Source organism: Comamonas sp. GB3 AK4-5 (genome assembly GCF_041320665.1).
Classification (GTDB): domain Bacteria; phylum Pseudomonadota; class Gammaproteobacteria; order Burkholderiales; family Burkholderiaceae_C; genus Comamonas.
Genome location: NZ_CP166730.1, coordinates 2,046,242 through 2,065,823, shown reverse-complemented (window position 1 = coordinate 2,065,823; position 19,582 = coordinate 2,046,242). Strand labels below are relative to the sequence as shown.

Genomic DNA, 19,582 nt, shown 5'->3' with positions numbered 1-19,582 from the left:
GTTTCCCGCCCCGGCTGAACCGTGTCGCACCACATCAAGGTTCAGCCAAGGCTGCGGCGCAAGCAATGCGCACACAAGCCCTGGCCCATGAGCCGGGGCTTTTTGTTTTCAGGAATTCGCACATGCGTGCATCCCCCACCTCAAGGCCTGCCCAAGCGGGCCGGCCCGGGACTTCGCTGACAGTCTCTCTTGAGGCCAGTGCAGCCCCACGCAACCCCGTGGCACGGGCCTTGGCCGCCCGCGCCAGCAGCGGCGGCGCTGGCCGCCACCTCCACAGCCAAGGCGCCCAGCGCCGTGCCGACCGCATGCAGCTGCAGCGCAGCCTGCGGCAGTTTCACCACGAATAAGAACAAACACCATGGATATGAAGAAGACCATTGCTGCAGGCGAACTGCAGCCCCTGCTGGCCCAGCGCCAGCAACACCTGGCCGAGATTGCGGCCCAGCTCAAGACCGAGCTGTTCGGCATCGACGAGGTCATAGACCGCGTCATCGACAGCGTGCGTGCCTGGTATGTGCTGCCCCAGTGCATTACCCGCCCCGTCATCGTCTGCCTCTGGGGCCTCACCGGCACGGGCAAGACCCAGCTCACGCGCCGCCTGGCCCAGCTGCTGGGTTTTTACGACCGCTTTGTGGAAGTGCAAATGGATGGCTTCAGCAATGGCGCGGGCAGCTATCGCGGCTCCTCCATTGCCTCCATGCTCGAAGACTCGGGCATTGACGAGGGCGCGCCCGGCATCCTGGTGCTGGACGAGTTCCAGCGCTACCGCACCAAGGACAACAAGGGCGAGGATGCCAAGGCCGAGCGTTACCAGGACGTGTGGATGCTGCTGTCCGACGGCCGCCTGCCCCCGCCCCTGGGCGCGCTGGTGGACATAGAGCGCAAGCTGGCCGGCCAGCAGTACGACGCCGAGCGCGACGATGAAGAAAAGCCCGACAAGGCCTATCGCTTCCGCCTCGACGCCTGGGATGCCCAGGAGCTCAAGCGCAGCTTCAAGCTGCACGAGCCGCTGACCGAAATCATGCAATGGCCTTCGGAGCGCGTGCACCAGCTGTTCGTGCAGTTTCGCGAGGCCCAGCAGCACTGGGAGACCGACTACAGCCGTCTGCTGGTCTTTGTCTGCGGCAACCTCGACGAGATGTACCGCGAGACGGCCCAGCGCGTGGAGGACTGCGACACCGATGCCGACATCTTCCACCGCCTGACCCAGCGCCTGTCCGTCATCGACGTGAAAAAGGCCCTGTCCGAGCGCTTCAAGCCCGAGCAGATCGCACGCCTTGGCAACAACCATGTGATCTACCCCTCGCTGAGCCGCGCCACCTACGAGCGCCTGATCCACGAGCTGTGCGCCGGCTATGTGCATGACATCAAGGCCCAGACCGATGTGCAGCTGGAGCTGGGTGCCGATGTGCTGGATGCGCTGTATGCCAACTCGGTCTTCCCGGCCCAGGGCACGCGGCCGCTGTTCTCTGCCGTGCATGCCATTCTGAGCAGCACCCTGGTCAAGACCACGCTGTGGGCGCTGGAGCAAGGCCTGGATCTGCAGCGCCCCGTGCACATCAGCCTGGCTGCGGACCGCCGCCATCTGCTGGCCAGCGGCCTGCTGCAAGACAGTGACATCCAGACCAGCGAGCGCTTTGCGGTCACGCTGGACCTGGACCGCCTCAAGCAGCGCGCCAATGCCGACTTCCGCGCCCTGCTTGCGGTGCACGAGGCCGGCCACGGCCTGGTCTATGCCCTGCTGTTCGGCCAGGCACCCCAGGAGATCAAGATCAACATCGCCTCCTTCGAGGGCGGCTACAACAGCTTTGCCAGTCTCAAGGCCACCACACGCCAGAACGCGCTGGACATGATGTGCGTGAGCCTGGCCGGCCGCGTGGCCGAGGATCTGGTGTTTGGCAAGATGGCCTGCACCGCGGGCTCGGAAAGCGACTACAAGCAGGCCACGGCCCTGGCGGCGCGCCATATCCGCTACCACGGCTTTGGCACACGCATCAGCCGCACCGATGTGACTTCGGAAACCGAAGACCACCTCAACACCGATGTGGCCCCCAGCAACCAAGCCATAGAGGAGCTGCTGCAAGCCCAATACCAGCGCACCCGTGCGCTGCTGGAGCAGCAGCACCCCGCCTTTGGCGCCACGGTAGATGCCCTCATGGCCCGAGGCTCCATCACGCCGCAGGAGATGGGTACGCTCATGGCCGGCTTTGGCATGGCGCTGCGCATGCCCAGCGAGCAGCCCGACGACAGCCTGGTGCTGGAGCCCTTTGCCGAGCGCCTGGCGGCGTTCCGTGCCGGCCAAGCCTGAAGCTCTGCTGCGCTCAAAAAAGAAACCCGCCTTGGCGGGTTTCTTTTTGCGTCATGGCCGCTGCGTCAGCAGTTGCCCTTCTTGGCCTGCCCCGGAGGGCAACCATGGGGATGGGGCTTTTTATAGCCATCGTCATAGCGGTCGCCGTGGCGATCATGGTAGACAGCACAGCCACTCAAAACAAAGGCCGCAGCGGCCAGAGCCAGTATTTTTTTCACAAATCACCTTTCAATTCATCCAACGGGCGCGGCGAGTCTATGGGTTTCGGCGCCAGTGCTTTGTCAAACTTTTTCAAGCGGTCAGCAGCGACAGCCCATGGGCTTCGGTAGGCAAAGGCACCTCCCAGCGCCCCAGCATGGCCAGCAGCGCGGCGTTGCTCAGCGTGGTGTCGCGTGCGCGGTTGCGCGCCAAAAGCTCGCTCTTGCTGGCTTCCAGATGGACGAGCTGCACGCGTGCGCCATAGGCCAGGCACAGGTCCAGGGTCTTGCCTCGCATTTGCCGCGACAAATGCGTGGCATTCCACACAAAGGGCGCATGGCTGCGCAGCAAGGCCTTGGCCTTGTCCACCGCCCGGTGGGCGGCCGCGCCGTCGTTCTGGCCATGGCGCAGGCCCAGTTCAGCGCGCGCATCGTCGAAAGAGACCACGGGCCTGTCGGCATGGTGCTCGGCCACCCAGGTGTTTTTGCCACTGGCCGGCAGGCCGCACATGACGATGACGTCGGAGCCCGGCGCTTCATGCAGGGCGTAGTCGGGATGCAGCTGGGCGCCACGGAAATAGCGCAGCGCCGTCTCGGCCGAGGCAAAGCGGCGCGGCGAGCGCAGACAGTCTTCTTCCAGCGCCAGCTCGCGCAGCAGCGCGATATTGAGCAGCACGCCCTCCACATCGGGGCAGATGCGGCCCAGGATATCGGCCCGGGCCAGCATGCACAGCAGGTGCAAATCCACCTGCCAGGACAGCTCGCGCAGGATGAACTCCGGCGACTGGCCGCTGCGGGACATGCCAAACGCAAAAAACGGCACCTGGTGCACGGCAATCAGCCGGCATATGGCCTCGCGCTGCAGCACGGGGGCTCCAGCCTCCCACAGCAGGAGGCGGGCATCCAGCGCCCCCTTGCGTGAATGGCCGGGCTGGCTGATGCGCCCGTCTTCCCCCACCACCGTGGTGCGGCACTTGGCCACATCGTGCAGCAGCGCGGCCAGGAACACGGTCTCGCGCTCGGCGGGCGCAAGCTCGGCATAGGCCGCATCGTCCAGCAAGGCTTGGACCACCATTTGCGTATGGGTCCACACATCGCCTTCGGCGTGGTAGATCGGGTCCTGGGGCGTGGTCTTAGCCTGCTCCAGCAGGGGAAATGTGGCCAGGCAGGCGGCAAAGTCCACCGCTCCCCATCCTGCTGCTTCTGGCTGGGGCACCAGGGCTTGAATCTGTTTCCAGTTCCACATGGGAACCTCCTTGTTCTGTTTTTGAGGGTTCACCAGCGCTTGCTGATCTCGGGCGCAAAAATGTCCACCCCAGCCCGCAAGCCATTGGCCACAATGGGCCGCTCGCTGTGGTGCGAGCCCGAGTCCAGAATCGTCTGCACAAAATCGGGCCGTACAAACTTGTAGCGCTCCACGGTTGTGCCGTCCTCTTCCACCTTGAGATAAAGGCCTTCGGCCAGGTCGGATCCATCGGTTTGCTGCCAGCACAAGGCAAGGTCCAGCAGCTGGCGCAGCACCTGCTGCTCGAATACCTGGCGCCAGCCCGCGCTGCGCGCCAAGGACGGCGCCAGCAGAGCCAGCAAGTCCTTGAAGCGCCGCGGCGCTGGGCCGCTGTAGAGCACGGGCACCGAGACCACGGGCAGATCAGCCAGCAAAGCATGGCGGCGCGGCGTGTCCAGAAAGCAACTGTGGAGTCGGTCCCAGATGTCGAACTCGCAAAACCAGTGCGGCAGCGCGTCGTAGTACAGCGAATGCTTGGCGTACAGCCATTCGCCATACATCACATAGCGGTCTTCCAGCCGTTCGAGAAAACGCGCTTCATGCGCTGCGCCCCATTGCTTGAAGGCATTGAACTGGCGCTCGCGCCCGCCCGAGCCCGGCTGCAGATAGTGGCCGCGCGACTGCAGCAGCAAGCCGGCGTCGGCGCCAAAGCTCAGCGCGGCATTGGCGCCGTCCAGCTTTTCCTCGACCACGATATGACGGCCTTCAAGCCGCTCATAGGCGATGGCGTCGTCCTGATCGCCCGCTTGCAGGCGCGAGCCGCGCAAATGCAGGGTGCGCGGGTATTTGAGAATGTCCAGATTGAATAAATGGCTCATATCGAGCTTTCCAAACGCGACCTGCGCCGGCACGGCAGGAGCCGGCGGCCTGCGCTGCGGCAGGCCTGGCTCGCGCTTTGGTGCGCGCAGATCTTGAAAAAGGAAACGACCCGCAGCGAGGCCGCAGGACGTGTGAAAAGCTGAGAGCGACTGCGCCACGACGCAGCAAAGGCCTGGTCCGCCAAAGAGGGGACAACGCAAAAGGCCTGAAAGAAGATGGCTACACAAGCAGGCCGGATTCAGCAAAAGCACAAACACAAGTGCAATGCCAACGCTCCCAGGCATTGGGAGCGGCGTGAATCAGGCAAAAAGGAAAGCCACGCACCGCAGCGCACACGCAAGAAATGACCGGGCAATGACCAGGTCAGCGTGTGGCAATGTCGTTCAGCAGAGAACTGTGCGGCGGGGCATGGTGCACCTCAGTAGCGGTGAGGGTTGGAGAAAGGCGCAAAGTATAGGGGCTGCAGGGCCTTGCGGCAATCTGGCCCTGCAGCCTTTCTCATCGGCCATCAGCGGCGACCGCGCTCCCAGCCGCCCCGGTGCAACATCCAGCGGCCATCAGGGCCGGCATGCCAGCCCGGCTGGCGGTAGCTGAAGCCGGGACGCGGGCGATCGTAGTGACCAGGTCGCCAGACATGGCGTCCCCCCTCCCAGTCCCAGAAGCCCCCGATCCAGATGGCGCCCACAAAGGGGGCCAGGGGAATGGTCTCCACATAGGGAGCGGGCGGTGCGCCGGCACCGGCGATGTACTCGCCCTGGTAATAGCCCGGCCCGTACACCGGCGAAGCGGGCACCACGGCACAACCCGACAGCGCGGCAGCGCCCGCCACCGCACCCACGGCCCACCATGTACGCCCTCTGCGCAATATGTCGCCCAAACGTATGGCCGCTACGGTGCGGGCTCCCTGCTCTTGCCTGTTTTGCATGGTGTGCTCCTTTCTGGATAGTCCATCGCAATGCGCATCAGGGGATGCGGTCAGTCCATTGTTGGCGACCGGCTTAGGCCTGGCTTAAGCCTCTGGGACAGACGGTATGGCGGCATGCACATCGCCCCGCTAGCGGCATAAGCCCCCCTCTGAAGCGGCGTTCCGGCAAGCACGATTGGTAGCGCAACCTACAAAACTTTGGCGCAGATTTACATGCGCTTCACACGGTATTCACCGCCTGCTTGAAAACTGGCCACATCCCCCTCTCCATCTCCCCAAGGAGTTTTTGTGGCCTTCAAACGCCTGCTGGTGCTGCTGACCGTGCTCTTGATGTCCGCCTTGCTCAGGGACATGGTGGTGCCACGCGAGTGCGTGGAAGAATGGGTGGACCGCTGCATGCGCACTGGCACTGCAGACAGCACAGACAATGACCGCCGCCCCGACCTGCCATAGTCAGATTTGCTCAGGGTCGGTCAGACTCGGCATCTGCCGCGCAGGGAACTTTCTGCCCCGCTCTGCACCCCAACCCCAGTTTGTGCCGCCGCTGCGCTCTGCAGCATTTCCTTCCACTTCAGCCACATTTCCTCACCGTGATCGTCTTTTGGGCCGCTGTGGCCGTTCCCTTGTTGGCCCTGTGGCTGTGGTATCCGCTGCGGGCCGTGCATGGCCGTGTTTTTTACGGAGCGCTTGGCACCACCACGCTGCTAGGCCTTTCCACGGCATTGATGCTGTGGATCGTGCGCAATACCACCTTGTCCTATGACGTCATTGCGCCCCTGCAGGTGGTCAGCGGCTGGTTGCTGGCCTCCTTGCTGCTGGCCTGGCTGCTGGCCGTGTTGCGCGATCTGGTCTGGTTGCTGGCCGGCCGCCATGCCCGACACTGGCGCAAAACCTGGCCCTCGGTGGCAGCGGCTGCACTGGGCCTGCTGGTGGCGGGATATGGCACGCTGCAGGGCCTGAAAGTGCCCCAGCTGCGCGAGCAGACCCTGAGCCTGCCGCAGCTGCCTGCGGCCCTGGATGGCCTGCGCGTGGCCGTGCTGGCCGATATGCACGCCAGCCCGGTGAACAACGCGGCCTATGTGCAGGCCCTGGTGGAACGCACCCTGGCCGCGCAACCCGACCTGATTGTGCTGCCCGGCGACCTCGTGGATGGGGACGCACCCACCCAGGCCGTACACCTGGCCCCGCTGCGCCAGTTGCAAGCGCCCCATGGCGTATGGGCCGCGCCCGGCAACCACGAGTACTACGGCGGCTATGACGCCTGGGCCAGGGTGCTGCGCCAGTCGCCGCTGCACTATCTGGAGAACCAGTCGCGCGTGGTGGACATCCGGGGCCAGCGCGTGGCGATCTCGGGCGTGGGCGATCCGGCCTATGGCCGCCTTTCGCCCCAGAACAGCGACCCGCTGGTGCCCGAAGGCCTACCGCCCGATATCGAAGCCGTGGCGCAGCAGGCCCAGGGGGCTGACTTTCACCTGTTGCTGGCCCACCAGCCCAAGCTGGCACGCAGCAATGCCCAGCATGGTGTGGACCTGCAGATTTCCGGCCACACCCATGGCGGCCATATCGTGGGCCTGGACCGTTGGCTGGTGGCTCCCTTCAACGACGGCTTTGTGCGCGGGCGCTACGACCTGGGCCCCATGACGCTCTTTGTCAGCAGCGGCGCAGGCCTGTGGGCCGGCTTTGCGCTGCGCCTGGGTGTGCCTTCCAGCATCGATCTGCTGGTGTTGCGCAGCCCGTCGTAGACGCGGTTTTCGCCCCCTCCCTGCCACGCGGCATCAACGCTTCGCAGCGCCCTCCCCCGCCGCCCAGGTCACTGCGGCCCGCACCGGGCGCGGGGGCTGGGTGTCGCGCGGGCCGTCGTTGATGAGCACGAACAGATAGAACAGGCCCACGCTGCCCAGGCCACCGAAGAACAGGCCTATGCCATCCACCCAGCGGCCATCGGGCAGGTGAAAGACCAGCAAAAACGACAGCGTGAATGCCGCCAGCACGGCAATCAGCAGGTAGACAATGGCCCCATCCATATGCACAACCCTCCCAGCAAGAACCTATGTCAAAGGGCCTGTGCACTGCCATGTGCGGCCCTCGCGCAGCGCAATCCCCTCCGGCACGCTGCAGCCCATGCGAAAGCCCAGGCTCCCGCGCCCCGTGGTGGTTGGCCTGCGTGATGCTTCGCGCGTGAACACCCACACACTTCTCAAAATGGGCCCATGCTAGGCTGTGCCCGCTTGCAGACCCTGATCTGGCGCAAAAGCAGTGCGCCGGGCCATCGGCCCGCCTGCAGGTGACAGACAGGTCTTCATACAGCCCTCATAGTGTTCAGAGCGTGTTTGCGACGATCTCCTCGCGGCGCGCCAGTGTCTTTTCGGGATGGGATACAAGGCGCGACACCGCAGCAATAGCCGTGCTATTGCGAGGATTCGCAACGCCGTAGACCGTCCGCAAAGCCACTGGCCCACAGGGTTGGAGCGAAATCGGGCGATTTCTTCGCGCTGTGGCTTGCTTGCACATGAGTGCAAGCTGCGCCCCACCGGCTCGAACGCATCCCGATTGCGCTCCAACGCGCCTGCGTAGAGATCGCAAACACACTCTTAGCCAACATCGCTGCCTACCTTCACCCGCGCCCGCCCGCTCTGCCATGACTGCCTCTTCGCCTACGCCCACCACGCACGCCTCAGCCCCTTCTTCCCGGCGCAACCTGGGCTTGTTGGTGGCGGCCCAGTCCCTGGGTGGTGCCTCGCCCCCCATCATCATTTCCCTGGGCGGGCTCGTGGGCCAGCAGCTGTCCAGCAACCCGTCTGCGGCCACGCTGCCGGTCAGCCTCTACCAACTGGGGCTGGCCCTGTCCACGCTGCCTGCCGCCTGGTTGATGCACCGCCAAGGGCGGCGCACAGCCTATGTACTGGGGGCCGTCATGGGCCTGCTTTCGGGCCTGGTGGCAGCCCAGGGCATTGCCCAGTCCAACTTCATGCTGTTTTGCCTGGGCACGGCATTGGCGGGTTTCTACGGCGCCTGCGTGCAGAGCTACCGCTTTGCCGCCACCGATGCGGTGGGTGAGCCTTCGCGCCAGGCCCAGGCGATTTCACGGGTGATGGTGGGCGGGCTGATTGCCGCCATCATTGGCCCGCAGGTAGTGATCTGGACGCGTGACGCCCTGCCCATGACGCCTTTTGCCGGCAGCTTCTACAGCCAGGCCCTGCTGGCCTTGCTGGCCCTGCCGCTGCTGGCCGGCCTGCGCCTGCCGCCACCAGCGCCCAAGGCCGTGGCCACGGACGCACGGCCGCTGGCAGAGATTGCGCGCTCGCCCCAGTTTGTGGTGGCCGCCGCGGCCGGCGTGGTCAGCTACGGCCTGATGTCGTTTCTGATGACGGCCGCGCCCATGGCCATGGTGGGCTGCGGCCACAGCGTGGGCGAGGCGGCACTGGGCATTCAGTGGCATGTGCTGGCCATGTTTGCGCCCAGCTTTTTCACCGGCCGGCTGATTGCCCGCTTTGGCAAGCGCCGCATCACCGCCCTGGGTCTGGTGCTGATTGCAGTCTCCGGACTGCTGGCCCTGGCCGGGCTTTCGTTAACCCATTTCTGGGGCTCGCTGGTGCTGCTGGGCCTGGGCTGGAACTTTGGCTTCATCGGCGCCACCTCGTTGCTGACCGAGTGCTACCGCCCCAGCGAACGCGCCAAGGTGCAGGCGCTGAATGATTTTTTGGTGTTCGGCACCGTGGCCATGGCCTCGTTCGGCTCCGGCCAGCTGATGCACAGCGTGGGCTGGGCCAAGATCAATGCAGGCATGCTGCCGCTGATAGCCCTGGTGTTGGTGTTGCTGGCGGTGCAAGGGCGTGGAGCCCGCCCGGGCAGCTCTCTGCCGGCCTGATGCCGGCCGCAGCGCCTGTGCCAAACGCTCTCAAAAAGAAAGCGCTCTCAGTGCTTGCAGCATGCGCTTCAGGCTGATTTCATGGGATTTCGAGCACCGCAGCCCGCGTGCGGCCTGCGCGACAGCATCGCTTGCGTGCAGGCACAACTGCAAAAACTTCTGCAGCACGCCCTGGTGCGCCGCTACACTCGCGGCTGACCTGGCTCGCCCTTCTTCCAAAGTGGCGGGCCTTTTGCCCCTCTGAGGTCGGCAAGGCAGCATGCCTGGCCGGCGGACTGGACTCTCTCGCCCCCACTGTCTGCACCCACATGTCCACGGTTTTCAATTTCACCTTTGTCCCCTGGTTCCGGTCTGTGGCCCCCTATATCCACAAATTCCGACACCAGACGTTCGTGGTGGGCCTGACCGGCGAAGCCATTGCCGCCGGCAAGCTGCAGGGCATCGTGCAAGACCTGGCGCTGATCCAGGCCATGGGCGTGAAGATTGTGCTGGTGCATGGCTTTCGACCCCAGGTGAACGAGCAGCTGCGCCTCAAGGGCCAGGAGCCGCGCTACTACAACGGTGTGCGCGTGACCGACTCCATCGCCCTGGACTGCGCCCAGGAGGCCGCCGGCCAGCTGCGCTATGAGATCGAGGCCGCCTTCAGCCAGGGCCTGCCCAACACCCCCATGGCCGGTGCGCGCGTGCGGGTCATTTCAGGCAACTTCCTCACCGCACGCCCGGTGGGCATCGTGGACGGGGTGGACTTTATGCACTCCGGCCTGGTGCGCAAGGTCGATGTGGAAGGCATTCGCCGGGCACTGGACTCCCAGGCCATGGTGCTGATCTCGCCCTTTGGCTTTTCACCCACGGGCGAGGCCTTCAACCTGGGCATGGAGGAAGTCGCCACGCGCGTGGCCACCGAGCTCAAGGCCGACAAGCTGCTCTTCATGACCGAGGTGGCCGGCATACGCACCCAGCCTCTGGAGCCCGAGGGCGAGGACAACCCCATCAACACCGAGTTGCCGGTGGACAGCGCCCGCCGCCTGCTGGCCCAGCTGCCTCCGGCGCAAAGCCCGGCCGACGCCGGCTTTTACCTGCAGCATTGTGTGCGCGCCTGCGAGCATGGCGTGGAGCGCAGCCACATCCTGCCTTTTGCCGTGGACGGGGCGCTGCTGCTGGAAATCTATGTGCACGACGGCATAGGCACCATGGTCATCGACGAGAAGCTGGAAGAGCTGCGCGAGGCCACCATCGACGATGTGGGCGGCATCATCCAGCTGATCGAACCCTTCGAGCGCGATGGCACCCTGGTCAAGCGTGACCGCACCGAAATCGAGCGCGACATTGCCAGCTACACCGTGATCGAGCATGACGGCGTGATCTTCGGCTGCGCAGCCCTTCACCCCTATCTGGAATCCAAGACCGCCGAGATGGCGGCCGTCACCGTCTCGCCCAAAAGCCAGGGCACGGGCGACGGTGAGAAGCTGCTCAAGCGCATCGAGCAGCGCGCCCGCGCACTGGGCTGCACCAGCATGTTTGTGCTGACCACGCGCACCATGCACTGGTTCATCAAGCGCGGCTTCCAGCCCGTGGATCCGGACTGGCTGCCCGAGGCGCGCAAGGCCAAGTACAACTGGAGCCGCAAGAGCCAGGTGCTGGTCAAGCAGCTTTAAGAACGTGTTCACGATCTCCTCGCGGCGCGCCAGTGTAGAGATCGCCAACACGCTCTAGGCGCTTTTTACGGCGCAGGCGCGGGCAGCTCGAAGTAGTCCAGCAGCAGCTTGAGTTCGCCCGCCGTCTGCTTGAGCGCTTCCGATGCCAGCCAGGCGCGCTGGGCCTCCCCCCGGTTTTCCACGATCAACTCGGCCACCTGGTGCATGCTGCGCGCCACCTCCTCGGTGCCGAAGGCGGCCAGCCGGGTCGCGGTGGCCAGCTCGCGTGCGTCCTGCACCAGCGACTCGCCCGCACCTGGTGACTCCTGCTGGCTGGCCAGTTGCAGCAAACGCTCTGCCCGCGCACTCAGATCGCTGGTTTCGACCGTAAAGGCATCCAGCGCCCTGATGGCGCCATACACGCGCTCATGCTGCTCTTCCGAATGCTCGGTCACCCCGTACAAGGTGGCATTCAGCGTGGCGCAGTGGCGGTGAATGCGCCGCGCCGCCACGGCGATCTCATCGAGCATCACCTTCAGATGCAGCTGCATGATGGCGGCCGCATGGTTGAGCTGACCGCTCTCGCCAGAGTCCGACAAATCCATCTCGCCCTGCAGATCGCCCTGGGCGATGCGGTTGAACCGGCGTATGGAGGCATTGAGCGGGTCCACAATGCTGCGGATGAACAAATGCCCCACCAATGCCAGCACCAGCAGGCCTAGTGCAATGCCGGCCGCCGCAAAGTAACGGATGCGGGCATTGCGCTCCAACGTATCCTGGTATTCCGCCTTGGCCGCATTCAGCAGCGCATAGCGCAGGTCCACGGCCGCCGCCATGGCCTGCTGCTCCAGCGGCAGCACGCGCTGGGCCACCAACTGGTCCACCTGGGCTGAATCGTCGTGTGCGGCTGCCAGCTCCACCCGCAGCAGCCCATCGTTGGTGTAGTAGGTCAAAGCCTGGACCAGCCATGCTTTTTGCTGGGCGACTTCTTCTGTCGTGTCCTTGAGCTGGTCCAGCAACTGGAGGATGTCATCGCGGTTGCTGCGCAGCTTGGCAATCTGGGCTTCCAGCTCCGAGGGTCTGCCATTGGCCGCGGGCTGTACCCCCCCGTTGCGCGCCAGGCGAATTTCCAGCATGGTGGCCCGACTCTCATGCAGCCCCACTTCGATGGCCCCGATGGCGGCCACCGGCTCCAGCTGGCCGTGGTACAGACGCGAGAAAGCACGGTCTGCCAGCGTCAAGCCCCCCATCCCCAGGGCGCCACCGGCCAGCATCAGCACCGCCACAAACAGGCTGCCGGCCCGCATGCCTCCGCGCACACCCAGCCAGCGCGGCAGATGCAGACGGCGCGGCTTGTAGCCCGCGGCCAGCCGGGCATGCAAAGCCTCGGCAGCGGCCACCGCATCGGCCGAGGCGCGCTTGCACACCGACATATAGCCCATCACCCGGTCATGCCGCCTGATGGGCGCCACACTGGCGTCCACCCAGTAGTAGCCGCCGTCCTTGCAACGGTTTTTGAGCATGCCGCGCCACAGGTGGCCGCGTTGCAGCGTGGCCCACATCTGGGCAAAGATGGCCTCCGGCATGTCGGGGTGGCGCAGCTTGCTGTGCTGGGTGTGCAGCAGCTCGTCCAGCGAATAACCGCTGACCTCGCACAAAGCCTCGTTGGCCGAGGTGATCACGCCCTGGAGGTCGGTCTTGGAGATCAGCTTCACCCCTGGCGGGACTTCGGCTTTTCGGGATGTCGCAGGCAGGTTTTCTTTCATGGGCACAGACTTTCTCTAGGATTGCATCCACAGGCGTTTGAGCACCAGAGCGGCGCTGCGGCATTCCTCCACCCGCAGCGTGCCGGCGATCTCATGCGCGGGGTCATTCGCATCGCGCCACTGCGGGCGCAGCACCGGCATGCTGCTGCTGTCATACAGACACCACAGGTCCAGCGCATCGTTCAGTCCGTAGCGCGAGCGCACCACCGCAGACTCGCCATTGGCCAGCTTCACCAACATGCCCGGCGGGTACATGGTCAGCGTCTTGAGGAACTGCTGCAGCAACGGGTCGTCATAGCGCTGGGTGTTGTCTTGGAACAGGGTCTTCAAGGCCTCGTGCGGAGACTGTTCCACGCGGTTGGAGCGTGGCGTCACCATGGCCGCGTAGGAGTCGGCAATCGCCAGCAGCCGGGCACCGGGCAGGATGGCTGCACCGCGCAGTGCATGGGGGTAGCCCGAGCCATCCATGCGCTCGTGGTGTTGCTGCACCAGATCCAGCCACAGCATGTCGGTGATGCCCATCTCCAACAGCAGCTGCACCGCACGCTCGGGGTGGCTGCGCATCTGCTCCAGCTGCGGGTAGGTCAGCGGCCCGTCCTGCTTGTCCAGCACCGGCTGCAGCGGCAGCAAAGACAGATCGCGGGTCAGCGCCGCACAGAGCAGCGACAAGCGCGTGGGCTCATCCAGCGGCAGCTCGCGTGCCACCATGTCCACCAGCGTGGCGCCCAGCAGCTGCTGTATGACCAGATAGGGGTGCTGGCGCGTCAGGTGCAGGGCCGCCAGCAGCGCGTCGGCGTCTTCGTTACAGGCCTCCACAATGCCGTGGGCCAGGCCTTGCACCACCAAGCGCAGCTCCATCTTCAACGAGCCGGCCTGCAAATGGGCATGCAGGCGCTTGAGCGTCATGGCCAGGCTGTCTGCACGCTCGAACACCGAGTCACCGGCCTGCGGCAGAACATGGCATTCAGGGAGGGTCAGCGTGGAGGGGTCCGCATCCTGGGCCGGCAGCTCGAGGGCAAACGCACCGCGCTCCAGCAAGGCATTGATGTGGCGCGGAATGCTCAGCACATAGCCTTCGCGCAGCAGCAGGTTGCCGTTTTCGTCAAACAGCGACCATGGCAAAGGCGCATTCAGGACCAAATCGCTCTGACAAATACGTCGCATGATGATGGGCTGCAGTCAGCAAGCAAAACGAAAAGAATGCTTTTTTTATGACATGCATTACGTTTTGTGACAATTGCCGATGTGTGTTTTTGATGTATATCGACCACTCATCAGTTGACAGGCATTTGTCCTCTAGCTATTCCTCTCGCTAATTGCTAGCCACCCAAAAAGGCCTCCGCAGGCCTGCAAAGCGGCCAGGAAAGCGCCGCAGCAACTGGCGCAACCTCCATCGCTGTTGCTACGGTGATGGCGGCCGTGACCGCCATCCCCAGGGGCCTGAGCATTCAAGCCAATGCCATGGGCTCTGCCTCAGGCGCGGGCGCGGGCGGCTCGAAATAGTCCACCAGCAGCTTGAGCTCGCCCGCCGTGTGCTTGAGCGCTTCCGAGGCCAGCCAGGCACGCTGGGCCTCGCCCCGGTTTTCCACAATCAAATCGGCCACCTGGTGCATGCTGCGCGCCACTTCCTCCGCGCCAAAGGCGGCCAAGCGGGTGGCGGTGGCCAGCTCGCGCGCATCCTGCACCAGCGCCTGGCCTGTGCCAGGCGATTCCTGCTGGCTGGCCAGATGCAGCAAACGCTCGGCCCGCACACCCAGATCGCTGGTTTCGGCCATGGCCGCGTCCAGCGCCGTGATGGCGGCGTAGACGCGTTCATGCTGCTCTTCGGAATGCTCGGTCACCTCGTACAAGGCGGTGTTCAGCGTGGCGCAGTGACGGTGAATGCGCCGCGCCGCCAGGGCGATTTCGTCGATCATGACCTTCAGGTGCAGCTGCATGACGGCGGCCGCATGGTTGAGCTGACCGCTCTCGCCCGTACCGGACAGATCGATCTCGCCCTGCAGATCGCCCTGGGCGATGCGGTTGAGCCGGCGTATGGAGGCATTGAGCGGATCGACAATGCCGCGAATGAACATATGCCCCACCAGGGCCACCACCAGCAGGCCAAACAAAATGCCTGCCGCCGCAAAGTAGCGAATGCGGGCATTGCGCTCCAGCGTGTCGCCGTACTCGCCCTGGGCCGCGCCCAGCAAGGCCTGGCGCAGGTCCACGGCGGCGGCCATGGCGTCTTGCTCCAGCGGCAGCACGCGCAAGGCCACCAGGCGGTCCACCTGGGCCAGATTGTCGCGCGCGGCCGCCTGCTCCACCCAGCGCAGACCGTCGTCGGTGTAATGCGTCAATGCCTCGGTCAGCCGCAGTTTTTGCAGCGTGACTTCCTCCGTCGTGCCCTTGAGCTGGTCCAGCAGGCGATGGATTTCGTCACGGTTGGCACGCAGCCTGGCCACCTGCACCTCCAGCGCCGTGCTCGGGTCGCCGGCAATGGCCTGGTCACGCCGTGCCAGGCGTATTTCCAGCATGGTGGTGTGGCTCTCGCTCAGCCGCGCTTCGATGGCGCCAATGGCCGCCACCGGCTCCAGTTGGCCGTGGTACAGGCGCGAGAAAGCGCGGTCCGCCAGCGTCAGCCCGCCTATGCCCAGCACGCCGCCGGCCAGCATCAGCGCTGCCACAAACAGGCTGCCGGCCCGCATGCCGCTGCGTATGCCCAGCCAGCGCGGCAGTTGCAGACGGCGCGGTTTGTGGCCTGCGGCCATGCGGGCATACAGGGCTTCGGCAGAGGCAATGGCCTCGGGCGCAGCGTGCCTGCGCACCGACATATAGCCCGTCACCTGGTCATGCCGCGTGATGGGCACGACACAGGCATCCACCCAGTAGTAGCCACCGTCCTTGCAGCGGTTCTTGACCATGCCGCGCCAGGGATGGCCGCGCTGCAGCGTGGCCCACATCTCGGCAAAGGCAGCGGGCGGCATATCGGGGTGGCGCACGATGTTGTGGCTGCGGTGCAGCAGCTCCTCCAGCGTGTAGCCGCTGACCTCGACAAAGGCCTCGTTGGCGTAGGTGATGAGGCCCTTGAGGTCGGTCTTGGAGACCAGGTTTGCCCCCGGCGGGATTTCGGTTTGCCGGATGGTCACAGGCAGGTTCTGCTTCATGGACAAGGGCTTTCTCTAGGATTGCATCCACAGACGTTTGAGCACCAGGGCGGCGCTGCGGCACTCCTCCACCCGCAGCGTGCCGGTGATGTCGTGCGCGGGGTCGTTCGAGTCGCGACGCTGCGGCTGCAGAATGGGCATGCCGCTGCTGTCGTACAGGCTCCACAGATCCAGCGAGTCGTTGTGCCGGTTCCGTGAGCGCACCACTGCAAACTCACCATTGGCCAGGCGCGCCAGCATGCCGGGCGGGTACATGGTCAGCGTCTTGATGGACAGCTGCAGCAGCGGGTCGTCATACAGCCGGGCGCGGTCCTGGAACAAGGACTTCAAGGCCTCGCGCGGGAACTGCCCCGGGCGGTTGGGGCGCGGCGTGACCATGGCGGCGTAGGAGTCGGCAATCGCCAGCAGCCTGGCACCGGGCAGGATGGCATCGCCGTGCAAGGCATGGGGGTAGCCCGAGCCATCGATGCGCTCGTGGTGCTGGCGCACCAGTTCCAGCCACAGCGTATCCGTCACCCCCATCTCCAGCAGCAGCGAGGCGGAGCGCTCGGGATGGCTGCGCACCTGCTCGATTTGCGGAGTGGTCAGTGCGCCGTCCTGCTTGTCCAGCTGGGCCTGCAGCGGCAACAGGGACAGATCACGGGTGAGCGCCGCACAGGCCAGCGACAGGCGCGTGGGCTCGTCCAGCGGCAGCTCGCGCGCAGCCATCTCCACCAAGGTCGCGCCCAGCAGTTGCTGGATGACCAGATAAGGGTGCTGGCGGCTCAGGTGCAGGGCTGCCAGCAGCGCATCGGCGTCTTCGTTACAGGCATCGACAATGCCGTGGGCCAGGCCCAGCACCACCGGGCGCAGCTCTGCCTTCAAAGAGCCGCTTTGCAAATGGGCATGCAGGCGCTTGAGCGTCATGGCCAGGGTGTCGGCACGCTCGAACACCGGGTCGCCCGCCTGCGGCCGGGCATGGCATTCGGGCAAGGCCAGCGTGGGCTGGTCCGCATCATTAGCCGGCAAATCGGGTGCGAAAGCGCCACGCTCCAGCAAGGCATTGATGTGGCGCGGAATGCTCAGCACATAGCCTTCGCGCAGCAGCAAGTTGCCGTTTTCATCAAACAGCGGCCAAGGCAAGGGCTCATTCAGGACCAGATCGCTCTGGCGAATACGTCGCATGGTGGTGGGCAGCAGGCAGCAAGCAAAACGAAGGAAATGCTTTTTAGGGCATTAATTACGTTTTGTGACAATTGAGGTGACCCACCTTTGATGCACCTCAACCACCGGGGTCGATTCGCCGCCTCCGTCTGCCCGGCCGCAACAGCGCAGCCCTATCGCTTACCCTGCTCTGCCGCCCTGCCCAGGTCACGCGCTCGGCACGCGCCCAGGCAGGCAGAGCAGTATTCAGCCCGGCATATAAGAGCGTGTTCACGATCTCTACGCAGGCGCGTTGAAGCGCAATCGGGATGAGTTCGAGCCGATGGGGCGCAGCTTGCACCGGGGTGCAAGCCAGCCCCAGCGCGAAGAAATCGCCCGATTTCGCTCCAACCCTTCGGGCCAGTGGCTTTGCGGGCGGTCTACGGTGTTGCGAATCCTCGCAATAGCGCGGCTATTGCTGCGGTATCGCGCCTTGTATCCCATCCCGCAAAGACACTGGCGCGTCGCGAGGAGATCGTGAACACGCTCTAAGGCAGCGTGGCCGTGGCGCCTGCCGGCGCAGGCCCGGCTTGCTGCCATTGCACCAGGGCCGCACCCAGGCGGGCCAGTTGGGCATCGCGCAGCGCCGCGCTCTGGCGGCTGTCGGTGAGATAGCAGGCCACCAGCATGGGCGGCTTGCGCGGGCCGGGCCAGACAATCAGCGTGTCATTGCTGGTGCCGCGTTCGCCCGAGCCGGTCTTGCCCCCCGCCACCCAGTCCACCGGAAAACCGGCGCGCACGCGCTGGTCGCCGGTGCGGCTTTGCACCAGCCAGCGCGTCAGTTGCGTGCTGCTGGGCGCCTGCAGCACGCTCTCGTCCACCAGCAGGCGGCGCAGGGTGCGGGTCATGGCATCGGGCGTGGTGGTGTCGCGCACATCGCCGGGCTTGGCGCTGTTGAGCTCGGGCTCCCAGCGGTCCAGCCGGGTTTCGGTGTCGCCCAGCCCGCGCAGCCACTCGGTCAAGGCCTCGGGCCCTCCCACGCTGCGCAGCAGCAGATTGGCAGCGGTGTTGTCGCTGAGCACCACGCTGGCGCGCAGCAGCGATTGCACGCTCAGTCCCTCCAGGGTGTCGGCCCATTCCTCGGTCACGGGGGAATAGCTCACCAGCTCGTCACGGCGGTAGAGCACGCGGCGGTGCAACACTTCCTTGCCCTGCTCGGCGCGCTGCAGCACCTGGGCCGCCAGCAATGTTTTGAAGGTGCTGCACAGCGCAAAGCGTTCGCCACCGCGCCAGCTCAGCTGGCGACCGCTGCCCGTGTCCAGCACGGCCAGGCCCAGACGGCCACCGGTCTGCGCCTCTACCTGGCGGGCTGCGGCCTGCAATGCCTGGTCGGCATCCCGGGGTATACCGGCTGCCGCTTCATCTTGATAGTTTTTCTTGGTGGTGGTGCAGGCGCCCAAAGCGCTCAACCCCAGGGCTGTTCCTGCCAAAAATATACGTCGCTGCATGCTACCTCCCCACTTTCAGCTATGACTCTTGCACAATAAACCCAAGCATAAACGCCACTCTAACTGTCGAGCAGCGATAAATTCTGCGGTCAAACCCAAGTAAAACTTATAGCCACCATGCAACTGCCACTGAATGCCCTGCGCATGTTTGATGCGGCAGCGCGCCACCTCAACCTCACCCATGCGGCCCAGGAGCTGCATGTAACCCAGGCCGCCGTGAGCCAGCATATCCGCCGCCTGGAAGACTGGCTGGGTCACCCGCTTTTCAAGCGCCTGCCCCGCGGCCTGGCGCTGACCGACGAGGGCCAGAGCCTGTGGCCCGTGGTGCAGGACAGCCTGGGCCGGCTGGAGCGCGCCTTCACCCAGCTGCGCGATGAACACCCGCGCGAGGTGCTGACCCTGGGGGTGGTGGGCACTTTTGCCGTGGGCTGCCTGCCTTTGAAGCCCAGCACCCGCAGATCGATTTGCGGCTGCAGACCCACAACAACCGCGTAGACCTGAACGCCGAGGGGCTGGATGCGGCCATCCGCTTTGGCGATGGCGCCTGGCCCGGGCTGCAGGCCGATCTGCTGGTGCAGGCCCCGCTGACGCCGCTGTGCGCCCCGGCCATTGCCGAGCGTCTGCGCCAGCCGGCCGATCTGCGCGGCCAGCAGTTGCTGCGCTCGTTTCGCACCGGGGAATGGGAGCAGTGGTGCCACAGCGCCGGCCTGCCCCCGCTGCGTGCCAGCGGCACCATGTTCGACAGCTCCATCGCCCTGGCCGAGGCCGCTGCCCTGGGTGCGGGCGTGGCCCTGCTGCCACCGGCCATGTTCGCCCATTTGCTGCGCGCCGGCCGCCTGGTCCAGCCCTTTGCCGCCACCGTGCCGGCGGGAGCCTACTGGTTCACCAGCCCCAAGGCCCGCCCCGCCTGGCCCGCGCTGGCGCAGTTGCGCCAGTGGTTGCTAGAGCAAACGGGCTAAGCCACACCGGTAGGCTCTGCCCACATAGCCTGGGCACAGTCAAGC

16 protein-coding genes and 1 pseudogene are annotated in these 19,582 nt (G+C 65.2%); 7 read left to right on the top strand and 10 right to left on the bottom strand.

Translation table 11 applies throughout. The features are described from left to right. Positions 1-122: 122 nt before the first annotated feature. A complete protein-coding gene (locus tag ACA027_RS09250) occupies positions 123-347 on the top strand; it encodes a hypothetical protein (protein WP_370682080.1) in 225 nt (74 codons plus the stop codon). A gap of 17 nt (positions 348-364) precedes the next feature. Beyond that, entirely contained in the window at positions 365-2,308 is a 1,944-nt protein-coding gene (locus tag ACA027_RS09245) for an AAA family ATPase (protein WP_370682079.1), read from the top strand. Between the two features lie 65 nt (positions 2,309-2,373). Here ACA027_RS09245 and ACA027_RS09240 read toward each other — a convergent pair whose 3' ends face one another. From ACA027_RS09240 to ACA027_RS09225, 4 genes are all read right to left on the bottom strand, one after another. Continuing rightward, entirely contained in the window at positions 2,374-2,526 is a 153-nt protein-coding gene (locus tag ACA027_RS09240) for a lipoprotein (protein ID WP_370682078.1), read from the bottom strand. A 73-nt stretch (positions 2,527-2,599) separates the two neighbouring features. Further along, the gene (locus tag ACA027_RS09235) at positions 2,600-3,751 is read right to left on the bottom strand and encodes an AAA family ATPase (protein WP_370682077.1); all 1,152 of its coding nucleotides are present in this window, start codon (positions 3,749-3,751) and stop codon (positions 2,600-2,602) included. A gap of 29 nt (positions 3,752-3,780) precedes the next feature. Further along, positions 3,781-4,608: an RNA ligase family protein gene (locus ACA027_RS09230; protein WP_370682076.1), complete on the bottom strand. Its 828-nt coding sequence runs from the start codon at positions 4,606-4,608 to the stop codon at positions 3,781-3,783. A 509-nt stretch (positions 4,609-5,117) separates the two neighbouring features. Beyond that, complete coding sequence (locus ACA027_RS09225) at positions 5,118-5,534, bottom strand: hypothetical protein (protein WP_370682075.1); 417 nt, start codon at positions 5,532-5,534, stop codon at positions 5,118-5,120. A 288-nt stretch (positions 5,535-5,822) separates the two neighbouring features. Here ACA027_RS09225 and ACA027_RS09220 point away from each other — a divergent pair, with 288 nt between their 5' ends. Then, a complete protein-coding gene (locus ACA027_RS09220; protein WP_370682074.1) occupies positions 5,823-5,987 on the top strand; it encodes a hypothetical protein in 165 nt (54 codons plus the stop codon). A 137-nt stretch (positions 5,988-6,124) separates the two neighbouring features. Then, a complete protein-coding gene (locus ACA027_RS09215) occupies positions 6,125-7,276 on the top strand; it encodes a metallophosphoesterase (RefSeq protein WP_370682073.1) in 1,152 nt (383 codons plus the stop codon). Positions 7,277-7,309: 33 nt separating this feature from the next. On the opposite strand, the gene ACA027_RS09210 is transcribed toward ACA027_RS09215, so the two are convergent. After that, positions 7,310-7,558 (bottom strand): hypothetical protein, encoded by a 249-nt coding sequence (locus ACA027_RS09210; RefSeq protein WP_370682072.1) that lies wholly within the window; start codon positions 7,556-7,558, stop codon positions 7,310-7,312. 614 nt (positions 7,559-8,172) lie between these two features. On the opposite strand from ACA027_RS09210, the gene ACA027_RS09205 reads away from it, so the two are divergent. Further along, the gene (locus ACA027_RS09205; protein ID WP_370682071.1) at positions 8,173-9,402 is read left to right on the top strand and encodes an MFS transporter; all 1,230 of its coding nucleotides are present in this window, start codon (positions 8,173-8,175) and stop codon (positions 9,400-9,402) included. 308 nt (positions 9,403-9,710) lie between these two features. Next, a complete protein-coding gene (gene argA, locus ACA027_RS09200) occupies positions 9,711-11,057 on the top strand; it encodes an amino-acid N-acetyltransferase (protein ID WP_370682070.1) in 1,347 nt (448 codons plus the stop codon). 65 nt (positions 11,058-11,122) lie between these two features. Here argA and ACA027_RS09195 read toward each other — a convergent pair whose 3' ends face one another. The 5 genes from ACA027_RS09195 to bla all read right to left on the bottom strand — a co-directional run bounded on the left by ACA027_RS09195 (position 11,123) and on the right by bla (position 18,578). After that, a complete protein-coding gene (locus ACA027_RS09195) occupies positions 11,123-12,802 on the bottom strand; it encodes a PAS domain-containing protein (RefSeq protein ID WP_370682069.1) in 1,680 nt (559 codons plus the stop codon). Positions 12,803-12,817: 15 nt separating this feature from the next. Continuing rightward, positions 12,818-13,966: an HD-GYP domain-containing protein gene (locus ACA027_RS09190; protein ID WP_370682068.1), complete on the bottom strand. Its 1,149-nt coding sequence runs from the start codon at positions 13,964-13,966 to the stop codon at positions 12,818-12,820. Between the two features lie 284 nt (positions 13,967-14,250). Continuing rightward, positions 14,251-15,948, bottom strand: coding sequence for a PAS domain-containing protein (locus ACA027_RS09185; RefSeq protein ID WP_370682067.1), 1,698 nt, complete (start codon positions 15,946-15,948; stop codon positions 14,251-14,253). Between the two features lie 15 nt (positions 15,949-15,963). Beyond that, on the bottom strand, positions 15,964-17,112 hold the full coding sequence (locus ACA027_RS09180) for an HD-GYP domain-containing protein (protein WP_370682066.1): 1,149 nt from the start codon (positions 17,110-17,112) through the stop codon (positions 15,964-15,966). A gap of 506 nt (positions 17,113-17,618) precedes the next feature. Continuing rightward, positions 17,619-18,578: a class A beta-lactamase gene (bla, locus tag ACA027_RS09175; protein ID WP_370682065.1), complete on the bottom strand. Its 960-nt coding sequence runs from the start codon at positions 18,576-18,578 to the stop codon at positions 17,619-17,621. A gap of 117 nt (positions 18,579-18,695) precedes the next feature. On the opposite strand from bla, the pseudogene ACA027_RS09170 reads away from it, so the two are divergent. Further along, positions 18,696-19,537: pseudogene (locus ACA027_RS09170) on the top strand (LysR family transcriptional regulator). The last annotated feature ends 45 nt before the right edge of the window (positions 19,538-19,582 follow it).